The organism is Paenibacillus sp. FSL M7-0134 (genome assembly GCF_038007865.1).
Lineage (GTDB): Bacteria > Bacillota > Bacilli > Paenibacillales > Paenibacillaceae > Paenibacillus > Paenibacillus polymyxa_B.
Map to the genome: position 1 here is coordinate 3312586 of NZ_JBBOXV010000001.1, position 21269 is coordinate 3333854.

19 protein-coding genes and 3 pseudogenes are annotated in these 21269 nt (G+C 41.9%); 17 read left to right on the plus strand and 5 right to left on the minus strand.

The annotated features are described in order from the left end of the window. Positions 1–4 precede the first annotated feature (4 nt). Positions 5–1069, plus strand: coding sequence for a FecCD family ABC transporter permease (locus NSQ58_RS14925; protein ID WP_025720646.1), 1065 nt, complete (start codon positions 5–7; stop codon positions 1067–1069). A gap of 1 nt (position 1070) precedes the next feature. Then, positions 1071–2117, plus strand: a complete 1047-nt coding sequence (locus NSQ58_RS14930) for a FecCD family ABC transporter permease (protein WP_069080615.1) — start codon at positions 1071–1073, stop codon at positions 2115–2117. 102 nt (positions 2118–2219) lie between these two features. Here NSQ58_RS14930 and NSQ58_RS14935 read toward each other — a convergent pair whose 3' ends face one another. The 3 genes from NSQ58_RS14935 to aiiA form a co-directional block, all read right to left on the minus strand. After that, positions 2220–2387, minus strand: a complete 168-nt coding sequence (locus tag NSQ58_RS14935) for a hypothetical protein (protein ID WP_007432475.1) — start codon at positions 2385–2387, stop codon at positions 2220–2222. A gap of 514 nt (positions 2388–2901) precedes the next feature. After that, a complete protein-coding gene (locus NSQ58_RS14940) occupies positions 2902–3081 on the minus strand; it encodes a hypothetical protein (RefSeq protein ID WP_141697507.1) in 180 nt (59 codons plus the stop codon). Between the two features lie 69 nt (positions 3082–3150). Continuing rightward, the gene (gene aiiA / locus NSQ58_RS14945) at positions 3151–3906 is read right to left on the minus strand and encodes a quorum-quenching N-acyl homoserine lactonase AiiA (protein ID WP_069080616.1); all 756 of its coding nucleotides are present in this window, start codon (positions 3904–3906) and stop codon (positions 3151–3153) included. Positions 3907–4106: 200 nt separating this feature from the next. On the opposite strand from aiiA, the gene NSQ58_RS14950 reads away from it, so the two are divergent. From NSQ58_RS14950 to NSQ58_RS14980, 7 genes and pseudogenes are all read left to right on the plus strand, one after another. Continuing rightward, entirely contained in the window at positions 4107–4415 is a 309-nt protein-coding gene (locus tag NSQ58_RS14950) for a hypothetical protein (RefSeq protein ID WP_069080617.1), read from the plus strand. Positions 4416–4798: 383 nt separating this feature from the next. Next, positions 4799–5755 (plus strand): tyrosine-type recombinase/integrase, encoded by a 957-nt coding sequence (locus NSQ58_RS14955; RefSeq protein ID WP_340958621.1) that lies wholly within the window; start codon positions 4799–4801, stop codon positions 5753–5755. 455 nt (positions 5756–6210) lie between these two features. Further along, entirely contained in the window at positions 6211–7212 is a 1002-nt protein-coding gene (locus NSQ58_RS14960) for an ROK family protein (protein ID WP_338532454.1), read from the plus strand. Between the two features lie 11 nt (positions 7213–7223). Then, positions 7224–7507: pseudogene (locus NSQ58_RS14965) on the plus strand (MFS transporter); the annotation flags it as partial. A gap of 406 nt (positions 7508–7913) precedes the next feature. Next, positions 7914–8081: a hypothetical protein gene (locus NSQ58_RS14970; protein ID WP_338532453.1), complete on the plus strand. Its 168-nt coding sequence runs from the start codon at positions 7914–7916 to the stop codon at positions 8079–8081. A 48-nt stretch (positions 8082–8129) separates the two neighbouring features. After that, positions 8130–8936, plus strand: a complete 807-nt coding sequence (locus tag NSQ58_RS14975; protein ID WP_076295086.1) for an HAD-IIB family hydrolase — start codon at positions 8130–8132, stop codon at positions 8934–8936. A gap of 60 nt (positions 8937–8996) precedes the next feature. Continuing rightward, positions 8997–9899 (plus strand): ROK family protein, encoded by a 903-nt coding sequence (locus NSQ58_RS14980; RefSeq protein ID WP_310165712.1) that lies wholly within the window; start codon positions 8997–8999, stop codon positions 9897–9899. Between the two features lie 358 nt (positions 9900–10257). On the opposite strand, the gene NSQ58_RS14985 is transcribed toward NSQ58_RS14980, so the two are convergent. Beyond that, on the minus strand, positions 10258–12219 hold the full coding sequence (locus tag NSQ58_RS14985) for an endonuclease MutS2 (protein WP_023988911.1): 1962 nt from the start codon (positions 12217–12219) through the stop codon (positions 10258–10260). A gap of 694 nt (positions 12220–12913) precedes the next feature. Further along, positions 12914–14097, minus strand: a pseudogene (locus tag NSQ58_RS26780) (IS1380 family transposase); the annotation flags it as partial. A 105-nt stretch (positions 14098–14202) separates the two neighbouring features. Between NSQ58_RS26780 and NSQ58_RS26785 the strand changes: the two are divergent. The 8 genes and pseudogenes from NSQ58_RS26785 to NSQ58_RS15030 all read left to right on the plus strand — a co-directional run. Next, a complete protein-coding gene (locus NSQ58_RS26785; RefSeq protein ID WP_445671671.1) occupies positions 14203–14388 on the plus strand; it encodes a competence protein CoiA family protein in 186 nt (61 codons plus the stop codon). An 86-nt stretch (positions 14389–14474) separates the two neighbouring features. Continuing rightward, the gene (locus tag NSQ58_RS15000; RefSeq protein ID WP_069080622.1) at positions 14475–15011 is read left to right on the plus strand and encodes a hypothetical protein; all 537 of its coding nucleotides are present in this window, start codon (positions 14475–14477) and stop codon (positions 15009–15011) included. Between the two features lie 721 nt (positions 15012–15732). Then, complete coding sequence (locus NSQ58_RS15005; RefSeq protein WP_013310135.1) at positions 15733–16428, plus strand: response regulator transcription factor; 696 nt, start codon at positions 15733–15735, stop codon at positions 16426–16428. Between the two features lies 1 nt (position 16429). Next, a complete protein-coding gene (locus tag NSQ58_RS15010; RefSeq protein WP_341057655.1) occupies positions 16430–17479 on the plus strand; it encodes a HAMP domain-containing sensor histidine kinase in 1050 nt (349 codons plus the stop codon). Positions 17480–17700: 221 nt separating this feature from the next. Continuing rightward, a complete protein-coding gene (locus NSQ58_RS15015) occupies positions 17701–18882 on the plus strand; it encodes an alpha/beta hydrolase family protein (RefSeq protein WP_023988906.1) in 1182 nt (393 codons plus the stop codon). A gap of 90 nt (positions 18883–18972) precedes the next feature. Beyond that, positions 18973–19923 carry an ABC transporter ATP-binding protein gene (locus tag NSQ58_RS15020; protein ID WP_028541663.1) on the plus strand — a complete coding sequence of 317 codons (951 nt, stop codon included), beginning with the start codon at positions 18973–18975 and terminating at the stop codon, positions 19921–19923. Next, entirely contained in the window at positions 19923–20639 is a 717-nt protein-coding gene (locus NSQ58_RS15025) for an ABC transporter permease (protein WP_069080623.1), read from the plus strand. The genes NSQ58_RS15020 and NSQ58_RS15025 overlap by 1 nt, the downstream gene beginning before the upstream one ends. Before the next feature lie 380 nt (positions 20640–21019). Beyond that, positions 21020–21267: pseudogene (locus NSQ58_RS15030) on the plus strand (YdeI/OmpD-associated family protein); the annotation flags it as partial. Positions 21268–21269 lie beyond the last annotated feature (2 nt).

Below are 21269 nucleotides of genomic sequence, written 5' to 3' on the forward strand. Positions count from 1 at the left end.
AGTTATGAAATTATCAGAATCATCGGATAGCCCTGCTCAAAGTAATCATAACCAGTCGCCGACTCAATTCCACTCGCGACCTTGGGCGGCTTCGCTTATCCTGACAGCTGGGCTTGGACTTTTAGCGTTCGGTATCGCGCTATCCCTATCTTTTGGTGCAGCCTCTATTAGGCTAGAAGAGGTATGGAACGCCGTTTTTCATTTTAAACCCGAGTTACAAAACCATCAAATTATTTGGGAAATCCGTCTACCTCGGATTCTGGGTGGGGTTCTAATCGGAGTTTGCTTTGCCGTAGCAGGTGCAATTATGCAAGGAATGACCCGAAATCCGCTTGCTGACTCGGGCTTGCTTGGACTGAACTCGGGAGCCAGCTTGGCGATGGCGATTTGCTTTGCCCTTTTTCCCGGATCTTCCTTTTTACAGTTAATGTTGTATTCCTTTGTTGGTGCAGCTCTGGCTGTTGTGATGGTATATGGTACAAGCTCCATCTCCAAATCAGGTCTTACGCCAGTTCGTCTTGTATTGGCGGGCGCAGCTGTCACGGCATTGCTGTCTGCCTTAGGAGATGCAATTAGTTTGTACTTTAATGTTGGACAGGATTTAGCCTTTTGGTATGCCGGAGGGCTTAGTGGAACCAAGTGGGTTCAGCTCGGTATAGTTTTGCCTTGGGTTGTGGCAGCTTTTATCGGCGCTCTCATGTTGTCGCGCTCCATTACGCTGCTTAGTTTGGGAGACGAAATTGCGTTAAGTCTAGGTCAGCGAACTGGGGTGGTAAAGGTAGTCGGGATGATTCTTGTTCTGATTCTGGCGGGTGCAGCGGTGTCGTTGGTTGGTTCTATAGGTTTCGTGGGATTAATTATTCCCCATATAACCCGCAAGCTGGTTGGCGTCGATTATCGCTGGATTATTCCATGCTCGGCCATTATGGGAGCTTTACTCATTGTATTTGCCGATCTGGCAGCCCGTATGATTAACGCACCTGAGGAAACACCGGTGGGCGTACTTATTGCCTTAATTGGGGTTCCATTCTTCCTTTATCTGGCACGTAAAGAAAGGAGGGCGCTGTAAGATGAATAACGTTACGAATGGGGCTATTGCCAAAGCTAGTCATCGTAAAAAAATCCATGATTGGATGGTTGTAATTATTCTGATCGTATTGCTCATTGCTGCGTTCACCATAAGCGCGAATACGGGAACTATCCGGCTTTCGCCAATGGAGCTATTTAGAACCTTGTTTGGACAAGGGACTCCACAGCAGGAATTAATCCTCTTTGAATTCCGATTGCCGCGAATGGTTATTTCTCTTCTAATCGGTGCAGGTCTCGCTGTTTCTGGCTGCATCATGCAAGGGGTCTCACGTAACGGCCTAGCGGACCCTGGTATTCTGGGGATTAATGCGGGCGCCGGGCTGATGGTCATGCTGTTTATATTGCTTTTTCCATCTATGCAAACTACGAATTCATTGTTTTTACTTCCCGCTCTTGCGCTGATTGGATCAGGAGCAGCTGCTATTCTCATCTACGCGCTTTCTTACAAGAAAGGCGAAGGAATTTCCCCGACAAGGCTACTGCTGAGCGGAATTGGCGTAGCAGCGGGTATCAGTGCTGCGATGATCATTATGACTCTTAAGCTGACACCTGAAAGTTACACGTTTGTAGCTAATTGGTTAGCAGGAAGCATCTGGGGCTCAAACTGGAAATTCGTAATGGCTCTGTTGCCTTGGCTAATTGTATTGCTTCCTTTCGCATACTACAAAGCAAATGTGATGAATGTGCTTAATCTGGGAGATCAGACGGCATTGGGGTTGGGTACACCTATCGAAAAGGAACGTATTCTCCTTCTCGCTGCTGCGGTTGGATTGGCTAGTTCTAGTGTTTCGGTTAGCGGCGGTATCGGCTTTGTCGGTTTGGTGGCTCCACATTTGGCGAGAAAGCTGGTGGGTCCGAAGCATAAAATGCTGCTGGTAACCTGTGCTTTAGTTGGAGGACTCCTGGTACTTGTAGCGGATACGATCACACGATCCTTACCTCTACAGAAAGAAATACCGACAGGTTTGATTGTAGCCATCATTGGTGCGCCATACTTTTTATATCTGCTGAGTCGCTCCAAAGGGTAACATCACGAAAGGATACCACCTGTCAATTAAAATAACCTTCAACACCACTAAGGAAGTGGGGCTGAAGGTTATTTTTTTCATTTGATTTAGCAGCCTTTCATCTCAACGGGAAGTATTCAAGGCATGAGAGGTTTGATGCAGCTCTCTGATCATTTTATGCAACGTGTAATTTTCCTGACGTGTCACGCCGTGTTGATTTTCCTGAACCAGCAACTGATGGATGTTTCGTTTTAGAATTTCACTTCGACGTTCCAGCATTTCGGTACTCATAAATAAATGAACACTCCCTTTGTCATGAATAAACCTACATTTTTGAAATGAGCATAGGCTGAATATAAGTTTGCCTTTCGACTTCTTTAAGTATATCGTGCTAGATGATCAAGGGAAAACGGAGCGAGACTGCAAATTACTTTTTCTCATCATCCATGCCGTGTCGACAGCGACTCACCCCATGAGTTCTTAGATATACTTCCTGATGCTGGCGATAACAGGAGATTAGACGTAATTAACTTCATGTATATAATTTGACTAGCTCATGTTTTTTGATATAAACGGATTTAGTGTATTAATCCATTTAAAATTTTGCTGAAAGCTATGGAGGGGAGCAACTAGAACTGCAAAGGTGTATTCAATGCAACATTGGTTTATTCCATATCAACGAGCTCCGTTAACCAAATTTTGCAGTTCTAAATGTCGGAGTCATTACAACTACCTAAAGAAAAGAAAAGAATAAGAGGCTATAACGTTTTGGAAGTGAGGAGATACAATATTGATTATTTAAAAATCAAATAAAGAAATTGAGATCATGAGGGGAGCTGGCCGAATTACGACTATTCTGCCAGTCCGCACCACTTGCCTTTGAGGCCGAACTTTTCAAGTCCTGTGTGTACGCCGTAGACGTATACTGGAAGCCATGATCCGAATGAAGCACGGCTCTGGATACGTCTATTTTGTGTGCATTCATAATACCAATTTCTTTATACCCCGGACCGAAAAGATCCGGAATGGTGGAGAAATAGCTGCTTTATCATCATTATTTGTATTGTGGATATACCGGCTGAACGGCTACCTGCTCAGGATCATGACCGAAGAACAACAGATTCGGCTTAACCTCCTGCACAATCTGCTGAATGCGGGCGATTGACTGGCGTGCCTGTTCACGGTCAAAGCCGTCAAACGGCACGTCGTTTGCGTAATTCTCCTGCGTGTAGGCAACATCAATCGTCAGCATGACCGGACCCGATTCCTTTGTTGTGACCAGCGCGGACTGATGACCCGGCGAATGACCCGGAGTATAGAACAGTTGCAAACCTGGAACCAGCTCATGATCCCCTTGAAGCAGTCGGTAATTCAAGTCCGCCTGCACGCATTCCGGTGGCGCATACTGCAGATTACCGATCGCAGCGTCTGCTTCGGTCTGCTGCACATAAATCGGTGTATTCGGAAAATGCGGATTGCCTCCAGCATGATCCATATGCATATGAGAGATTACGATGGCATGGATATCGTCCGGTTGATAGCCGATCCGATCCAGTACAGCCACGATACTATCATCGGCTGACATATGGGGAATGAAGCGCCCTTCAAACGGTGTACTTTTAAAATAATTTGGATTGTTGATAAACGAATCCGGCATACCGGTATCAATGAGAATCGGACCGTGATCTGTCTCCAGCAGATACGACCAGATTTGCAGGCGCACCAGTTCACCGGGCTGTGCATGATGGTTGAGTGAGGAGCGATCAATATCAAGCTGACCGATCGGTAACCAGTACAATTTGTTAATCATACAATCATCCTCCAATCTTAGTTTACATAATAATTATTATGTAGTTATGAATCAGGGTTTCGGCTGACAGAAAGTGATGTTTGTATTTTCGTTTGTAAGATCCGGGTGCTGGAGCCTCATGCTGTCGTTGTAATCTCACTCTTTCGAAAATTAATTTTTAATAGTTTAAATGATAAGGCATGTAGGCGTCCAGCAGAAATTTGCCGTCAGGCAGCTCAGTTCATGCTTTTCCTGTGAACAAGACTGTTTCTACGCTCTGCTCGAAATTTGTCCAGAAGCTGGATCACACGGTCATCATCTCGAAAATCGGTGAAATTCTTGGTGATCCACTGCTGCTATTGGGTGAAAATCACAATCAGCTAGCAGGCTATCATATGGAGATGGTGCACGCGCCGGAAGATGATCCGGATAGCGAGCTGGAAACTGCATATGATATTCATGTTTTGGCCGCTATGGCGATTTTGACTGCTACCGATCGAGAGCAGCGCCCCAGCTTGCTGATGAAGTAGAGAAGTGGTGCTGCATGCAAGACTATTGGCTATTTAGTTTTGTTTTCGATATGAATGAATTACATTCGGAGAACTTTTCTTGAGCGTGTTTTAATTTGTCTACATTGTGGGATCGACCCCCTCTGACCCTATGCCACCCCGTTAAGTGCTTTGAAATGTCTGCTTGAAGGCGATACCAGGCTGGACAAGAGGGGAGCGCTTTATTTATACTTAAAAAGCGCTAAAAAAACAGCGTATAATATAAATTATACGCTGTTTAGGTTTAAAACGACTTTTAGAATCCCTCCTGCATAAGATGTCGATTGGATTGTCGATAAAAATCAGACGAAAATGATCGTTTTACAGTATATTTCGGAATATGAACTGAATTGGAGGCGAACGGGATGAAAAAAGAGTTACGACATGTGGGGCTCGATACAACTGAAGAAACTGATGAAATATATACTGAGGAGCTGGAAGCTTTTTTGATCTGGATGAAGGATGCGGGATATACGATACATACGCAAAAAAATTATATGGGGGATGTAAAGCAATTTTTACGCACGTTGCGTGAAAAACCACTCGATCAGGTGAAGAAGATTCATGTTATGTCGTATTTGTCTAAAGCGCGGGAGGGAGGCGCCGGAGATAGTACGCGGAACCGGAAGCATGCAGCGGTGAACAGTTTTTTTAAAGCGCTACAGGAATTTGAGTTATGCAGCACAAATCCGGCAGCGGGAATTAAAAAAGCAAAAACTGAAAAGAATCGTATGCCCGTCTATCTGGATGAAAAGGATATTCATCCGTTTTTGCTCGCGGTGGAGGGGAAATATGCAAATCGTAATATGGCTATTTTTCTGCTGATGGTCTACATGGGATTGCGGGTGGGGGAGGTTCATTCATTGAATGTCTCGGATTACAGCCGAGAAAGACGTACCTTAGATGTGTTCGGTAAAGGACGTAAGTGGCGTACTCTCCCGGTACCGGAAGCCGTATGTGATTTTGTAGAGCATGCGTTGGAGGGAAGATTGACGCCGTGGAGAGGTAAAGAGGATGCGATGTTCATATCCCAAAAAGGCCGCCGTCTGGCAGTGCGCACCATTCAACAGATCGCTACAGAAACGTTCGAACGATTCCAGCAAGATAAGAGTATAGATCGCCGGGAGGCTTATTCCAGCCATAAGCTGAGACATACATTTGCGACAATGCTATTACGTAAGGGAGCAGATCTGCGTACCGTACAGGAGCTACTGGGGCATTCATCCATTCAGACAACCACAGTATATACACATGTCACTGATCGGGAAAAAGAAAAAGCAATGGATAAGCTGGATATTCAGATACCGATATCAGGATTGTAAGTATAGCATGAAAGTTGAGATTAAACGAAAAATAGTTTACATAATAATCATTATGTAAACTCGTCAGAGGAAGTTACATCCTGACTTGAAAATTACATCAACGGCTTTAGGTCATTATGATCATGAACGTAGTATTCTTTTTCATAGCGTTAGTTTTGTTTTTGATTGATTTGCTCCAACCTGATACTGATTAGCTGCCACCCAATCATTTTGCGCATACGATTTGATTTTGGTTCTTCAACAGCATTCTTCAATAGATTAGCCTCCTTATTTTAGCGATCATCTTATGTTAAGCATGAGAATAATTCAGAATCAGCTGGAAAGCAATAGTGAATTAAAGGTTAGTACGAAATTACCTTGACAAAGGTAATATTTTGCTGCAAAATTGGTAAAACAACTTAATAAAAATGGTTTATAAAGTTGTTTTATGATGTTATAAAAAGAAGGTGCTATGTATGGAAAAAGCTAATACAAATTTAATTAAAGAAATAAATCTGAACCTGGTTCGCAAAGTATTGAAACAGATCAGTAAGACAACAAAACCCCAACTAGCCGCATTGACTGATTTAAGTGTAGTAACTATCAATACCCTTATGCAGGAATTGCTTAATAATGGAGAGATCTTTGAAGATGAAATCGTTCCTTCAAACGGAGGCAGGCATGCGTTAACCTATCGTTTTAATTATGAGTATAGTCTAGCACTGATTATACATATTAATGAAAAACAAGGGACAGATGTAGTGTGTACTACGGTAGTGAATTTAAATGAGGATGCTCTGATGAAAGAAGAGCATCCCTTTCAAATTTTTAATGCTACACAATTTTATTCCACGATTCAAGACATCATTTCTCTCTATCCTTCCATTAAAGTTATTGGAATAGGAATCCCGGGACAATCTGTAAATGGAGAAATTACAGTCAGCAGTTATGAAAGATTAAATGGAATTCGGTTGGCAGAGGATGTGCAAAGCAAATTTGGTTTGCCGGTTATTGTGGAGAATGACGTAAATGCCGCTGTATGTGGTTACGTCTATAGAGAACAAATAGATGAAGATCAATGTGTACTGGCTATTTATTTTCCTGAGAATTCTCCACCAGGAATGGGGATTTATTTGCGAAATGGGGTTTTAAAAGGAAAACATGGATTGGCTGGTGAAATCAAATTCCTTCCGTCGATAGTTTGGGATGAGGGCAAGGGAACGGAGGTTTTCTTCAATAGTATATGTGAAATTATTCAAATATTACAATCTGTATTTGATCCTGATCGAATTGTGATCTATAGAGAGAATATAGAAGAGGTGTCTTTCTTTCATTTTTTAGAATCCTACAAATCTAAGCATAAGATGCCTTTGTATCCTGAGGTTATTCTCTCAGATTTATTTTATGATGATTTTAAAACAGGGTTGAGAGGGTTAACTCTAAAAGAATTGGAACGTCCAATCATTGTCTTTAAATAATGTATATATGATTACCTGGGTTTATTCTTATTGGTTAGGACTTGCGCCGATTTACCCTGGACTTCTTCATGAAACGCCAACTCGGTTTGGTAAAGAGAATTCTTCCAAACTCATGAGATATCAAATGGCAGTTGCTTATACAGGAACGACATTACTTCCTCCCATTTTTGGGGTTATAGCTTCTCAGACAAGTATTCATTTTTTCCCGATTGCCGTCATTGTTTTCCTTCTTTTTATGCTGTTCAGTTCAGAACAAGTGAATCGTACATTGAAAAAGAGAACTTTGAACGGTTAATCCAAGATTATATCTTAAATCATAAACATCCATGACAAAAATATGCTTTTCTATAATTTATCACTTGACCTGAAACGCGTTTCATCAGCTAAAGTAAACGTGTAACCTAAAAGAGAAAGAGAGGGCACTCTATGATCTCACTGATTTTACTTTGCTCAGTTATATGGGTTGGTACTTATTGGTGCTTAGCATTATCCGGGCAGCCTAAGGAAGTAAAACCTTACCGCTCCATCGATGATTTTTTTGAATAACTTTGTATGTCCACTTAATAAAGAGGCTTTTTTTACTCGCTTTATTAATGTGTTTAATTAAATGGTTTAATAAGTGTACAGGATTTGCAATGCACCTATTAAATGGATCAAGTTCTGGAACTAAGTTGGATTTACGGAAATAAGGAGGTGTGACTGTGTGGGCGATAGAAGGTATTTCATGTATCATAATTTTAATCATTATGTATTTCATGATCAGTAGTTTGGTACATTCTCCTCATGTTCAAAAGCTTGCAGCACGAATGTTTGAAGATTTTAATAGAGATTTTGATGTTGATCCATGGAAAGAAAATGAAAACCCATAAATTAAACTTGACTAATAAAGATATTTATATTTTAAGGGGGATTTATATATGTTTAAACTGGTAGTAAGTGATCTGGATGGTACTTTTCTGAATAATAGTAGCACTTTTGATGCAGAATTATTTAATCAGGTGTATGGAGAAATGCAAGAAAATAATATTTCCTTTGTAGCTTGTACAGGCAAGCAGTGTGAAAGAGTAGAAGAATTATTTGGCGAGCACGGAAAAGGGATCTGGATCTTAGGGGACAGTGCTACGCGGATTAAAAAGGATGGAGTCGTCGTCAAAGAGTTTACGATTGAACGCAATTTAGCTTTACAAGCGATAAGAGATATCGAAAGTTTTTCCAATGATTTCATTATCATAGCATGTACAACGGAAGCAGCATTTGTTCATTCTTATATTCAAGACGAATACTATAAAATTGTGAAAGGCTCGTATAAAGAAGTGATTAAAATTGATTCATTTGATCAAATCAACAGTAGCTTTCTTAAAATAACTGTATATGATCCGGCTGGAAGAAGTTCCTTATTAAGAAAACATGTTGAAAAGACTCTAATGAATCGAATTTATATCGTTGATTCTGAAGCAAATTGGCTGGATATTACAGCCCTTCATACCCATAAAGGGGAGACGGTAAGAAAACTCCAAGAGATATTGGGGGTTACTGAGGATGAGACCCTGTCTTTTGGAGATGGTGAAAATGATGTGGAACTTATGAGTATAGCAAAATATAGTTTTGCTATGAAAAACGCATGTGATAATACTAAAAATGCAGCCAGTTTTATCACTAAATCCAACGAAGAAAACGGTGTCTTATTAACGATAAAAAAAATGATGGATTTACAAAAACAATAATATTAATTATCGTTATGGAGAGAAGACCCCAAATTGCCTCATGAAAGGACTATACGTAGCATGAAAAATAAAATACTGGTTTTTGATATTGGTGGCTCTTTTATTAAATTTAGTTTGTATTTTCAAGGTGAATTTATGTGCAAGGGGAAAGTTAAAACTCCATTGGACTCACTTGAGAATCTGCTTGTAGCTTTGAAGCAAATTCATAATCAGTTTATGGATGAATGTGAAGGTATAGCCGTCAGTATGCCAGGTATTGTGAATTCTGAAAGCGGTCACATGGTGCATGGCGGTTCATTAAGATATATAAATGATATAAATATGCTTGACGTTTTTAAGAAAGCGTTTCACAAGCCTGTAGCGATTGAAAATGATGGAAAGTGTGCTGCTCTTGGAGAAGCATGGCGTGGTTCATTACAAGGGATTACCGATGGTGTCGTTCTGGTCGTTGGAACAGGGATGGGCGGTGGAATCATCTCTCAAGGGAAATTGCTGAAGGGCCATCATTTATCAGCTGGAGAGTTCTCCTTCATTAGAACGAACAACGAAAATGCATACAATGATGATTATCTGCTTGGTATGCAAGGGAGTAGTTTTGTTTTAACTAAAACCGTTGCGAAAGCCAAAGACCTTCCTGCAGATTCTATGACAGGTGAAAAGATATTCAAGTTCATTGAAGAAGGTGATGGCACGGTCCAAACGATTTTTCGAGAATACTGTAGGAACATCGCAACACAAATCATTAATTTGCAATCCATACTTGATCCTGAAAAGTTTGTAATTGGGGGAGGCATATCTGAAAATCCTTTACTGGTTATTACCATTAGGGAAGAGCTAGAAAAGCTTTATAAGGATTCTTTCTATAATTTTGTGCGTGCAGATATTGAACAAAGTAGATTAGGCAATGAAGCGAATTTGCAAGGTGCTATATATAACTACAAACAATCCTATCATCTTGAATGATAACAATAGTTATATTTCGATGAGCGCGGGATTGAGTATTACAAACAAATAAAATAACAATAAAAGAGCGTGCCTTAACTTTGGACACGCTTTTTTTGCATTACAGACGTTTGATATAGGAGCTTTATATAATGAAGCTGGATTGAAGGTTAGAAGCCGAGTTTTACATGAACTTGGATGTCTGATTTATCTTGTCCTATCTAGTAAGGAATTATTAAGTTTACATAATATATATTATGTTTTTAGTATGGTAAAATCTGCAAGTGAATCACTCTTATCAAGTGTCCACTTGCAGATTCAAGTTTCACTGACAATATAAAAATAACTTATTTTTTATATTGAGAATATACGCATGCGTCTATATTTCATTTTCCGGGGGAGATTCAATCATCACTCCTTCGACATGCTTGCGTCCCAGCAGTTTTCGTTTTTTGCGGTTTTCCTTGGTTTCTAAAACAATATCCAGATCATAGTCGTCAGGATACAATTCAGTAGCAGCGATGTGAAGGGCGAGCCTCTTTTTGTTTATGGTTAGCTTCTGTCCTTGGATTAAAATCCCGACATTCCCCCGTTCATCCTCGGTTTTGTATACAATTCCAGTTCGATCCAGGTAGCCTACATAAACACTATCACCAAGGGCAAATGGCTTGGTTTTGAGAGGAATTTCTTGTTTCCCCCGTTTTGTGACTGTACCGTCTAAAGCTGCTTTTTTAGGGAGAGGCTTATTTGCATCATCAGACTTTTCATCATCTACAGAAGGGGGAATAACAAACGATTCCTGTGTTTTCCGAGACACTCTGCCTGCAGAAATGGCCTCAGAACGCTCGATAATACGTGTCCACATGCCTAGCTTCAAGGCAATCGCATATGCATAGCTTTCTCCGGCCTCTCCAATGCGAAGTCGGTACAATGGTTGCAGCGTTTCGGTATCAAACTCCATACGAGCATTCTGAAATCCCGGTGTGTTTTCAGCAAAATGCTTGATTTCGCTAAAGTGGGTTGTAGCCACTACTGTCGCCCGGCGACGGTGGAATTCTTCTAGCAACGCGATAGAGAGCCCTACCCCTTCTCCCGGATCGGTACCAGATGCCATCTCGTCAATCAGGATCAGAGTAGAGTTGCCCGTCGTTTCTAAAATGCTAATCATGTTGCGGATGTGTGCAGAAAAGGTGCTCAAAGCATGTTCAATGCTTTGTCCATCCCCGATGTCAACCACAATTTCCTCGAATACAGCCATTCGGCTGCCATGCAAAACAGGTACCAGTAGCCCAGATTGCACCATTAATGTTAATAGACCGACGCTTTTGAGGGCCATCGTTTTTCCGCCTGTGTTCGGTCCGGTGATGATGAGTGAGGAATATCCTTCACCAATTGAGAAATCAAGCGGCACCATGGTATTGGACATCAACGGGTGACGTGCACCTCGGATGTCTATAATCCCGTCAAGGTTAAGTTCGACAGGGACAGCATCCAGAGTCATGGCGTATTTGGCTTTTGCCAATAAAAAATCCAGTACACCTACCGTCTCTGTATTGATGCTTAGTTCCCGATTGTATAACTCAGCCATTGCCGTTAGGTCTCCCAGTACTTTCATTTCTTCTTTTGATTCTTCTGCCATGTTCGCGCTCTGATCGAATTGCAGATTCGTGATCTCGGCAGGTTCAACGTAAACCGTTTGACCACTTCCCGATTCATCCAGTACATTGCCTTTCACTTGTTTACGGAATTCTTTTTTGATTGGAAGCACGTAACGGCCATTGCGCTGACTAATCATATTTTCCTGCATAATGGATCGGTGACGGCTGGTGAGAGAGTCAAGTTTCCTCTTGATACGTTCTTCAGTAACCGCAATTTTTTTGCGAATTTTAGCTAGTTCTTTACTGGCGATATCCGTCACACGTCCCGAATGAATACATCTTTCGATTTCGGAAAGAAGTGGCTCCATGCTATACATGGAAGATGCATAAGCGCTGACGGTTGGAGCAGCGTCCGCCTTGGAATGCATATATTTTATTAGTTGAATGCAGCTTCTAATGAATTGGGCCATATGAGAAAAATCGCGCTCGCTGAACATATACCCGGTTCCAAGCAGATGAAGAATGTGCTCCATTCCTTCCAACGAAGGAACAGGGACGCTTGCTCCATGGCGAATGATCTGTAAGGCTTCGTTCGTTTCGTCAAGACGAATCTTAATTGTACGGATATCAGTAATTGGGCGCATAGAAGCAGCGTGACGCTTACCCAGATAAGAAAAAGCACATTCGGAAACTCTTGTTTTAATTTGATCATATTCCAAACGCAGCATTGTAGTTTCGTTCATGAATAAATCGCTCCTTTAGTTGTGTAGTGTCAGGATTTTGGAAACCTTGCTGTTAAAATAAAAAAGGGCGGAGAATGAACAAAACGTTCATTCTCCGCCCTTAAGGAAAGAGGGAATTTATCATCAAATAAGCCTGTTATGCAGCTTTTGTAGTTCCGAGTTCCGTGTTTCCAATTTATTCACGCAACAGCTCTTTTCTAAGCTATTTGGATCGAATGGAAGACGTTTAAAGGGAAGTTACAAAATCTGAAAACAAAAAAACCGCGCTGAACACAGCACGGAATAGGGCCTGGATGAAGATAATCCCGAAGGCGATTTATGATATCCGCATGTTCTTAACTAATATCAGGGTAACAACAAAGCAACAAACAAACCTGTCCCCGAAGGGTACAAGCGCCTGATGATACTCCCTGAATATGCAATTGCTTAGTTAAGAACGTTCACCGACATCAAAATCTCTCCCTTAATTGAAGATATAACCATACTATACGATTGGACAGGCGTTGAAGTCAAGGTCGACTTCTTTAATTCGATACAATGGTGATCATAAAAATAACATAATATATATTATCCTGAATTTCGAAAGCCCGTAAGATCAAAGAAGCCAGAGACTCACCGCTCAAAAAACCTGTAAGAATCAGGGTGTATTAACAGGGGGAATATTCCAAAACGGCTTACCAGCACGTAGATTCCGGAAGAATTCCAGACGAAACCTTGCAAACGTGTAGCCCCTATGAACCGGTTCGCAGCAATCTTGTTTGAATCGCTCGTACAGGTTATAGGCCAGTAATTTGACGAGCAGGTCAATTTCATTGGCTTCAAAAGAGCCCGTGGCGATTTTATCGATGGCAAATCCGCACTTGGCTTCCTGGATGTAGTTTTCCATACAACACCGCTGGTTGTAAAAGCGCCACAAATCGATGGATTCCCACTCCAGGCTCGTGACGATCGCTTCATACTCCCAATCGGTATCCAGCAGGAGACAAGCTTAGTCGTCCTGAACGACTTTGCCTTGCGGATGACGGCGACCCGCCGTGGTTTCTTCCAAGACGTGGCTTGGTACCAAAGGGCGATGCCTTCAATGATCCAGTCTTCGTCCACGTAACGTTTCCAATACCGACAAGCGGCCACTTCAGCCGCCAAACGTTTGGTCCATTTCATTTTGCCCACATAGCCGATCTGCCGTCCTTTCCAGAGCGAATAGAAGTCTTCGCCGTCAAAGCCCTTGTCAAACCGGGCGTATTGGACCGGGTGCTGACCTAAGAGGTCAAAGGTCTCTTTCAGAAAAGGGGCGGCCTCGGTGGACGAGTGAACGTTTCCTGCCCGTAGCACGGCATTCAGGCAAAGGCGGGACTGTCCTTCAAAAGCGAGCAAGGGATGATAGCTTTTGCGCCCCGGCTTATGGGCATTCACGCCTTTCGCCGCTTGGGCCTGATTGCCGTAGACCGTCTCCACGGTCGAATCCAAATCGAGAATGAGCTTGGAGGGCAGACAAGGCCGGATCACTTCGAGGTTCACTTGCCGGAGTTCCATTCGTACATTAGGATTCGTTTTTCCCAGCCGATCCAGTTCCTTGTACAGAAGCGAGTGGTGTGGACAGCGTCCACCGAGAAACCGCTGAAGGAGGGAGTCCTTTTGCCATCGGCGAAAGTGAAACAGACACTCACAGCCCAGTATCCAGCCGATGATGAGGTATAGCAGAATGCGGTGCACTGGGAACAGCGCATTGTGAGCTTTGCCTCCGGTTAAGGTTTGGAGCACAAGGCTCAGTTTAATTTTTTCGAGATAATCGAGGAAGATCTTGCTTCCTCCGATGTTTGTGGACTGGTTTAGGGAAAATTAGGTCTTGATTTTATGGATGGGTGTGGTAGACTTCACCTAAAAGGTGCTCCTCTCTTTGGGTGATTTTGTTCTCGACAAACACCATTCTACCAAAGATTTGAGCCCTTTTTTTATTTTTTATAGAAGGTTACTTTCAGGATAATGTACAATTGGTTAAAAGGTAAATTTCCTAATGCATTTGTGGAATTTGAAGTGTATATCCCCACTACAAGGCAAATAGCAGATATTTATGTTGAGCATCAAGATGGGGAGTATGAGGGAATGAAAAGGGCTTTTGAATTTCAGCATAGCCCCTCTTACCATTGCCCAATGGGAAGAACGTCATAATTTATTTGAGTCCGTTAGTATTCAAGATTTCTGGATCTTTGATAAGTCCAAATTCATGAAATTTTCTTCGGCTAGAGACTATACAGATGCTAGAAAAAGAGTGGATTTCGATGAATACATTTATAAAAAAACAGGTTTGGTATACTTTCTCGATGTCGAAGAAGCCAACCTTAACCATTGAGTTCAATTACTCTTTAACATCAAGAACGACCAATGTAAACGGCCACGATAGAAAACAATATTTTACTTATCATAATCCTGAAGATATTTCGGTTCAAATATCTAATGTGAGAGTAAGAAAATGCAAAACATACGATTACTGTGTTTTGGTTTCGGATAGTTTAGAACCATTCATGGAAGATCGATTGAGATATATCCTGAATCTTCTTTTACAAAAAAGTTTACAAGAGCGGGAAGAACTTTTTCTAAAAAAACTGCAAGAAATGGTTAGCTTTGCTAGCGCTATCTATGGAGAAAAGTTTATGAATCGCTTAAAGGTAATTATTGGGGATAGTGATAGGGAATTTTCTTATTATCAAACTTCAGTAGGTTCATTTGATGACGGATCTTATGATAAAGAGAGAACTTCAATAAATTTAAAGATAGCGAAGATATTTCATTAAGAGCATTAACAAAGCTTATTTCCCCTAGTGATTTTGTGCTGATTGGTGCTTTAAAGAGACAGGGGGACATGACTCTACGAGAGTATGTAACAAGTAAACACAAAAATGAGATCTCGTTAGTGGAGTATGTGTATACAGAGCACAGAGACACTCTGGATAGATTAACAAGGAGAAATAAAATCTTCGTAAATAAAATGCTGGAAGAGGTTAATATCAAGCTTTGTGTTCATGGTGGTGCACGTACTTCTACGGACTATGCAATTCAATATTTATACCTTGATTCTATTTACGAAGTGGAGAATTGCATCAACAAGATTAAGGAATTATTATTTATATCAGATCCGTTTGCGTAATTCTGATCATCAATTGTTTAAAAATAGCCTACAATAGCCGGTACCAAAGAATCCTGAATCATGAAATTCATGAACACCGCATAAGAAGAAAGATTTTGCGCTGGTTGTTGATATTATTTATCCGAAAGGAATAAATGTTCGTATATTTATCTGTTCTAAATTGACACTGACGCCCATAACTCGACCGCTATTGAAGGGCATACCAGCTTGTTAAATCCAGAATTCCCCAAGGCGTTGCTCAAGCTCTTATTCCAGCGTATCCGGAACTGGAGAGGCGCTTTGAGCGCGACTTTTTTTGTCAATTCGAGTCCATGCGGTTCTTGTGTTATATAAATGCAGTCCATTTAAAGAGGTTGGGAGGTATAAAGATGCCAAAAACGATATTAGTTGTAGACGACGATGAAGAAATCGTAAAACTCATCACAAAGAGTTTAAGGTACGAGCAATTTGCAATAATTTCGGCATGTTCCGGGAAAGAAGCCTTATCTGCATTGGAAGAAAATCACATTGATTTCATCGTTCTTGATATAGTGATGCCTGATATGGATGGACTTGATGTCTGCAGAAGTATCCGAAATTCTTATAATGTCCCAATTCTGTTTTTAAGTGCGCGTGATAAGGACATTGATAAAATCGTCGGGCTCGAAATAGGAGCAGACGATTACATGACCAAACCTTTCAGTATTCAGGAGCTTGTCTCCAGGATAAAGGCTCACTTCAGAAAAGTGGACAGGCTTTTTAAAGAGTGGGATGAACTTAGTCCCAGTAACGAAAAGGCGGATGCTCCGCTCATTTTGAACGATAAGACGTTTGAAGCATTTCTGAATAGCAGGAAGCTCGACTTATCAACGAAGGAATTTCAGATTCTGTCTATCCTCATGCGCCACCCCAATCATGTATTGACTCGTGAGCAGATATATGAAAACGTCTGGGGAGACGAATACGGAGAAATAAATACCGTAACGGTTCATATAAAAAATATCCGTAAGAAACTTGGTTCTGAATATGACTTTATTAAAACAATATGGGGCATAGGATATAAATACACGGAAAGAGAGCAATAGTATGAAACTGAAAATAAAGCTTCCTCTTTTGTTCCTGCTGATGTTTATAATATTCATGTTTTCGATTGGAATGTATCTGAAGCTTGTCTTTGCAGTATATTCCCCTATACGCAGTTCATTGCTGGACTCGCGGTATATAGCATTGCTCCTGCCCATATTTGCAATTGCCTGTTTCATATTTATTATTCTGATTATCTATATTCATTTTTGCATAGAGAAACCCATTCAGCTTCTGAATACCAGGCTTGAAGAAGTAAATATTGTACATCCACTGCCTCCGCTAGCTCTGAGAAGTAATGATGAGATCGGAGAACTTTATAAGCACTTCAATAAGATGGAGCATCGGCTTCAACTCGCGCACAAAGAGCAGATCGATATGATCGCGGCAATTGCCCACGACTTGAAAACACCCTTGACATCTATTAATGGTTTTACTGAACTGCTGGCTACACACAAGGATTTACCAGAAACTGAAAAGCAGGAATATTATGATTTGATTCAAAGGAAGTCAGGATATATGGTCGAACTCATCAATGATTTCTCCAGTTTCACCAAAGAAAAACTGGAGTTGGAATCTATGGTAGCTAAACCTGTAAAAGCATCAAAATTATTTGAAAACATTGCCCTTGAATATGAGTATGAGTTGGCGGGACTTGACAACGAGCTTACTTGCCGCCATTCATTCACGGAAAATATATTGCTGATGGTCAATGAACCGATGATACGTCGGGTTTTCGGCAACCTCTTTAGCAATGCTGTAAGATATGGAGGGAAAAATAAACTGAAAGTGTATATGACCGGATACCCGCTAGGACAGTATGCCTTTTTTCAAATCGAAGATAATGGAATTGGAGTGCCGGATAAGGATATATCTTCTCTGTTCCTCAAATTTTTCACTGTGGATAAATCGCGGCAAATCCAAAAGGGCGGGCTGGGTCTTGCAAGCTGTAAATCCATTATTGAACATCATAGGGGCGAAATTTGCGCCTACCCTTCCGAATATGGCGGTTTGGGGATAAGATTCAGCCTTCCCTTGGCCGCACAACACTGATTTTATTTTTGCACATTTTCTTTTACTACAGGAGTTAAAGGCTGCTGCCAGGTGTGAACACCCAGGCAGCAGCCTTTTTTGTTTTTTCAGCGGTTTATAGTTTTTTATATTCTCTTTATAAACATTTATTTTTCTTTTAAAGAAGCTTTATCTTTGTGTTGTAAAAATTACTTGTAGTAAAAAAACTACAATCACTAGAACTGGAAAAGGAGGATGTTGCAATGTCAATTGAGTTCAGCCGTTGGCCCAATAACTACATGATGTCATACCAAGTCACCAAAGCTTTAGGTATGGCAAGCCTCGGTGCTACGGACGTCACCGAGATCTACGAGGCCTGCAAAAAAATCGACCCCGATGACAAGGACACGTGGCACAGGGAATGGCTCATAACGGCTCAGGCATTGGAAAGACACGGCAAGGAGGCCGAAACGGCTGGAAACTGGTATACAGCACGAAACTGCTACATTCGTGCCTGCAATTACTACAGAATTGCGGAATATGTGGTGATGGATGATGACACCGAGAAAATCCGTATATTTAAGAAAGTAAATGAACTCTTCGAAGCTGCCGGAAAGTACTTCGATGTCCAACCGGAGAAGATCCAAGTCGATTACGAAGATGTCAAGTTGGATGGTTACTTCTTCTCCCCTTCCTGGATAAAAGGTCCGAAGCCGACCCTTTTTGCTCTCAACGGTGGCGACGAGTGGTCAATTGAAAACTATTTCTGGCTAGGTCCCGCTTTTATTTCGTGTGGATATAACTTTCTGGTCTATGACCAGCCTGGCACCGGCCTCTCGCTGTACGAAAAGGGAAAAGGAAGACGAGCGGACAGTGAGGCTTTCCATTCCCGAGCAATCGACTTTCTTCTAACGCGGCCGGAAGTCGATCCCGATAAGATTATCGTGCACGGGGAGAGTTTTGCGGCTTACGACTCGCTGCGATTCGCTTCGTTCGATCACAGGATTGCTGCCGTCATCTCCGACGGCGGTACGCACGCCTTCGACTGGGATGCCATGCTTAAATGGATGCCGCCGAGTCTGGCCGCACACGGCATGAGAATTCTGGGGGCAAAAAGCTTGGAGGATTTTGCGGGGAATCCGCGTTTTGCCTATGATCTTGAGGGCGTGCTCCACCAGATAGAATGTCCGCTTCTTGTAATGCACGGAGCGGAAGAGATATTGGTTCAGCCAAATCCGCTGACACAAGCCTTGAAGAATTACGAGCAAGCGGGTTCGAAAAACAAGACGTTCTACCCGATAGAGGATAGACGACTTGGCGGATTAGAACACTGTCAGGTAGACAACATCAACGTGCTGCATGAGGTAGTGCTGAATTGGCTCTGCTCAATTGGGCTTGGGCCAGCCTCGCCTCGCTTAAGCGATTGCCAGGACATCATAAAGTAGATTTATTGAAAAATTTCTGATTGAGCTTGTTCAGGAGTGTCGTACTTAGAATCCTGAATAAGCTCTCTCTTTATGGAGGAGTTGAAGGCTATGAGTATTTTATCAAAGGAAAAAAATGGAGGAACGCCCGCCATACAAATTGAGGGAGTGCACAAAAAATTTGACGACTATATCGCATTGAACAATCTTTCGCTGGAGGTGAGCCGAGGAGAGATATTTGGATTTTTGGGACTGAATGGCGCTGGAAAGACAACGACCATAAAGATGCTCTTGGCGATGCTCAAGCCAACCTCCGGCAAGCTCTATATGTTAGGTGAAAAGGTCGATGCCGGAAACTATAAATTATGGGACAAGGTTGGATATTTGGAGGAGGCTACTTTTTATCCCGATTTAACTGTAGTTGAAAATCTTGACATAGCACGACGCATGCAAGGGGTGCCTGACAAAGATTCCGTAAATCGGGTTATCTATAAGTTGGGGCTTGAGCCGCACAAACAGAAAAAGGCAAAGAATCTTTCTTTAGGAAACAAACAGCGCCTGGGACTTGCGAAAGCAATGATTCACAATCCGGAAATTCTAATATTGGATGAGCCGATAAATGGCCTCGATCCCGCAGGCGTGGCGGAGATACGGAATATGTTATATGGCCTAGCGAAAAATTTCGGCGTAACTGTTTTTATATCCAGCCATCTGTTAGAGGAGCTCTCGAAAGTTTCCACACGCATTGGGATTATTCACAATGGCCATCTTGTTAAAGAAGTCGCAATGGATAAGCTGGAGCAATCGTTACAGAAAAACTTAGTGGTGAATGGCCGCGACAAACATGCCTTAAAGGAGGTGCTTGAAGAGCATGGATATGAATTTGAGGAGACAATAGACGGCTATATTAAACTAACCGATGACCACGCAGCGGATAGTCCTGAACGACTGGCCGAACTGCTGGTTAAATCCAATCAACCGCCAACATTGCTTCGAGTGATTACGGAGGATTTGGAAGGATATTTTCTCCGCACAATTGGTATGACAAGGGGGAATATATAATGAATATTTTTTCTGTCTTACATTGTGAGATTCGCAAGATTATCCGCGCCAATGTGTTTTGGTTGGTATTTCTTATTTTTGCATTTGGGCCAATCATGATGGGTGTCGGAATTATTTTATCCAGTGACGCCGGCGGCATCAATTGGAAAATGTATTTAACCGAATTGCTTGATAGTCTTGCCCCGCTGGGACTTATCGGGTACACCTTTATCGCGGCATGGGTATTTGGACGAGAGTTTTCGGATAAAACAATTAAAGATTTGCTTGCAAAGCCCGTTTCCAGATCGAAAATTGTACTGTCCAAATTTCTTGTAATTTTAGCATGGAGCCTATTACTTTCCATGTATATGTTTGCCATAGGTTTTGCCGTGGGGGGTATTCTAGGAGTTGTGGGCGGGTCAGCTTCTTTTATTTGGAATATCTTCTTTAAATTCATTATAACATCGCTATTGTTTATTATTGTTACCACACCAGGCACTCTTCTGGCCAATGTGAGCAAGGGATACTTGGCACCATTAGGACTCATCCTGATAATCGTCATTCTCTCAAATGTTTTGGCCTCTTTTGGATTCGCCCCCTATTTTCCGTGGACCATCCCGTCGGTATTTCAAAGCACCGGGTTTTTAAAGTTGAGTAGTATAATCATTCTTGCGTCTACGGGAATAGCCGGAATAGTCGGAACATTTGCCTGGTGGAGATTTGCCGAGCAGCAATAAACGCGCTACATGCACTGAGTTGTAGATATATCAATTATGAAAAGGAACAACAATCTCTCCGCTGCTCGCACGTTCATGCTTGACGATAAACTAAGCGCTGGATTGGAGAGTGTACCACCATATCTATCAAAGCGGCCGTAAACTTTATAAAACTGCCAGTGACAAAGGGCATAAATATAACGATCAGAGCAAGTTTTCGAGAATTATTGAATCCAACGGCTCGCATTATTTCATTTCATTACATTAAATTATCCCGGTATTGTCAAATTGAATATGGAAGATCACCGTATAGAAATTATAGACGAGCGGATAGAACCCGTTCAAAAGATGATCTTTGACCCTGAGCGCGGCTATTTGTCCAACAGTGTTTAGGAGGAGGCGCTGTTTGGATGGAGGAAGCCGGTCTTGCAGTGGAACTGAAAAACATGCCGAGTATACGGTTCCCGAAGAACTGCGGCTTAAATTCGAGGAGCGACCGGTCCTAAAAACGGCGTTTGAAGCGTTGACGCTCGGACGCCAGAGAGCGTATCTGCTGTATTTTTCAGAACCGAAGCAGTTCAAAACGCGCGTTTCAAGGGTTGAAAAATACACACAGCCCATTCTGGAGGGCAAAGGGTTGAACGATTAGAA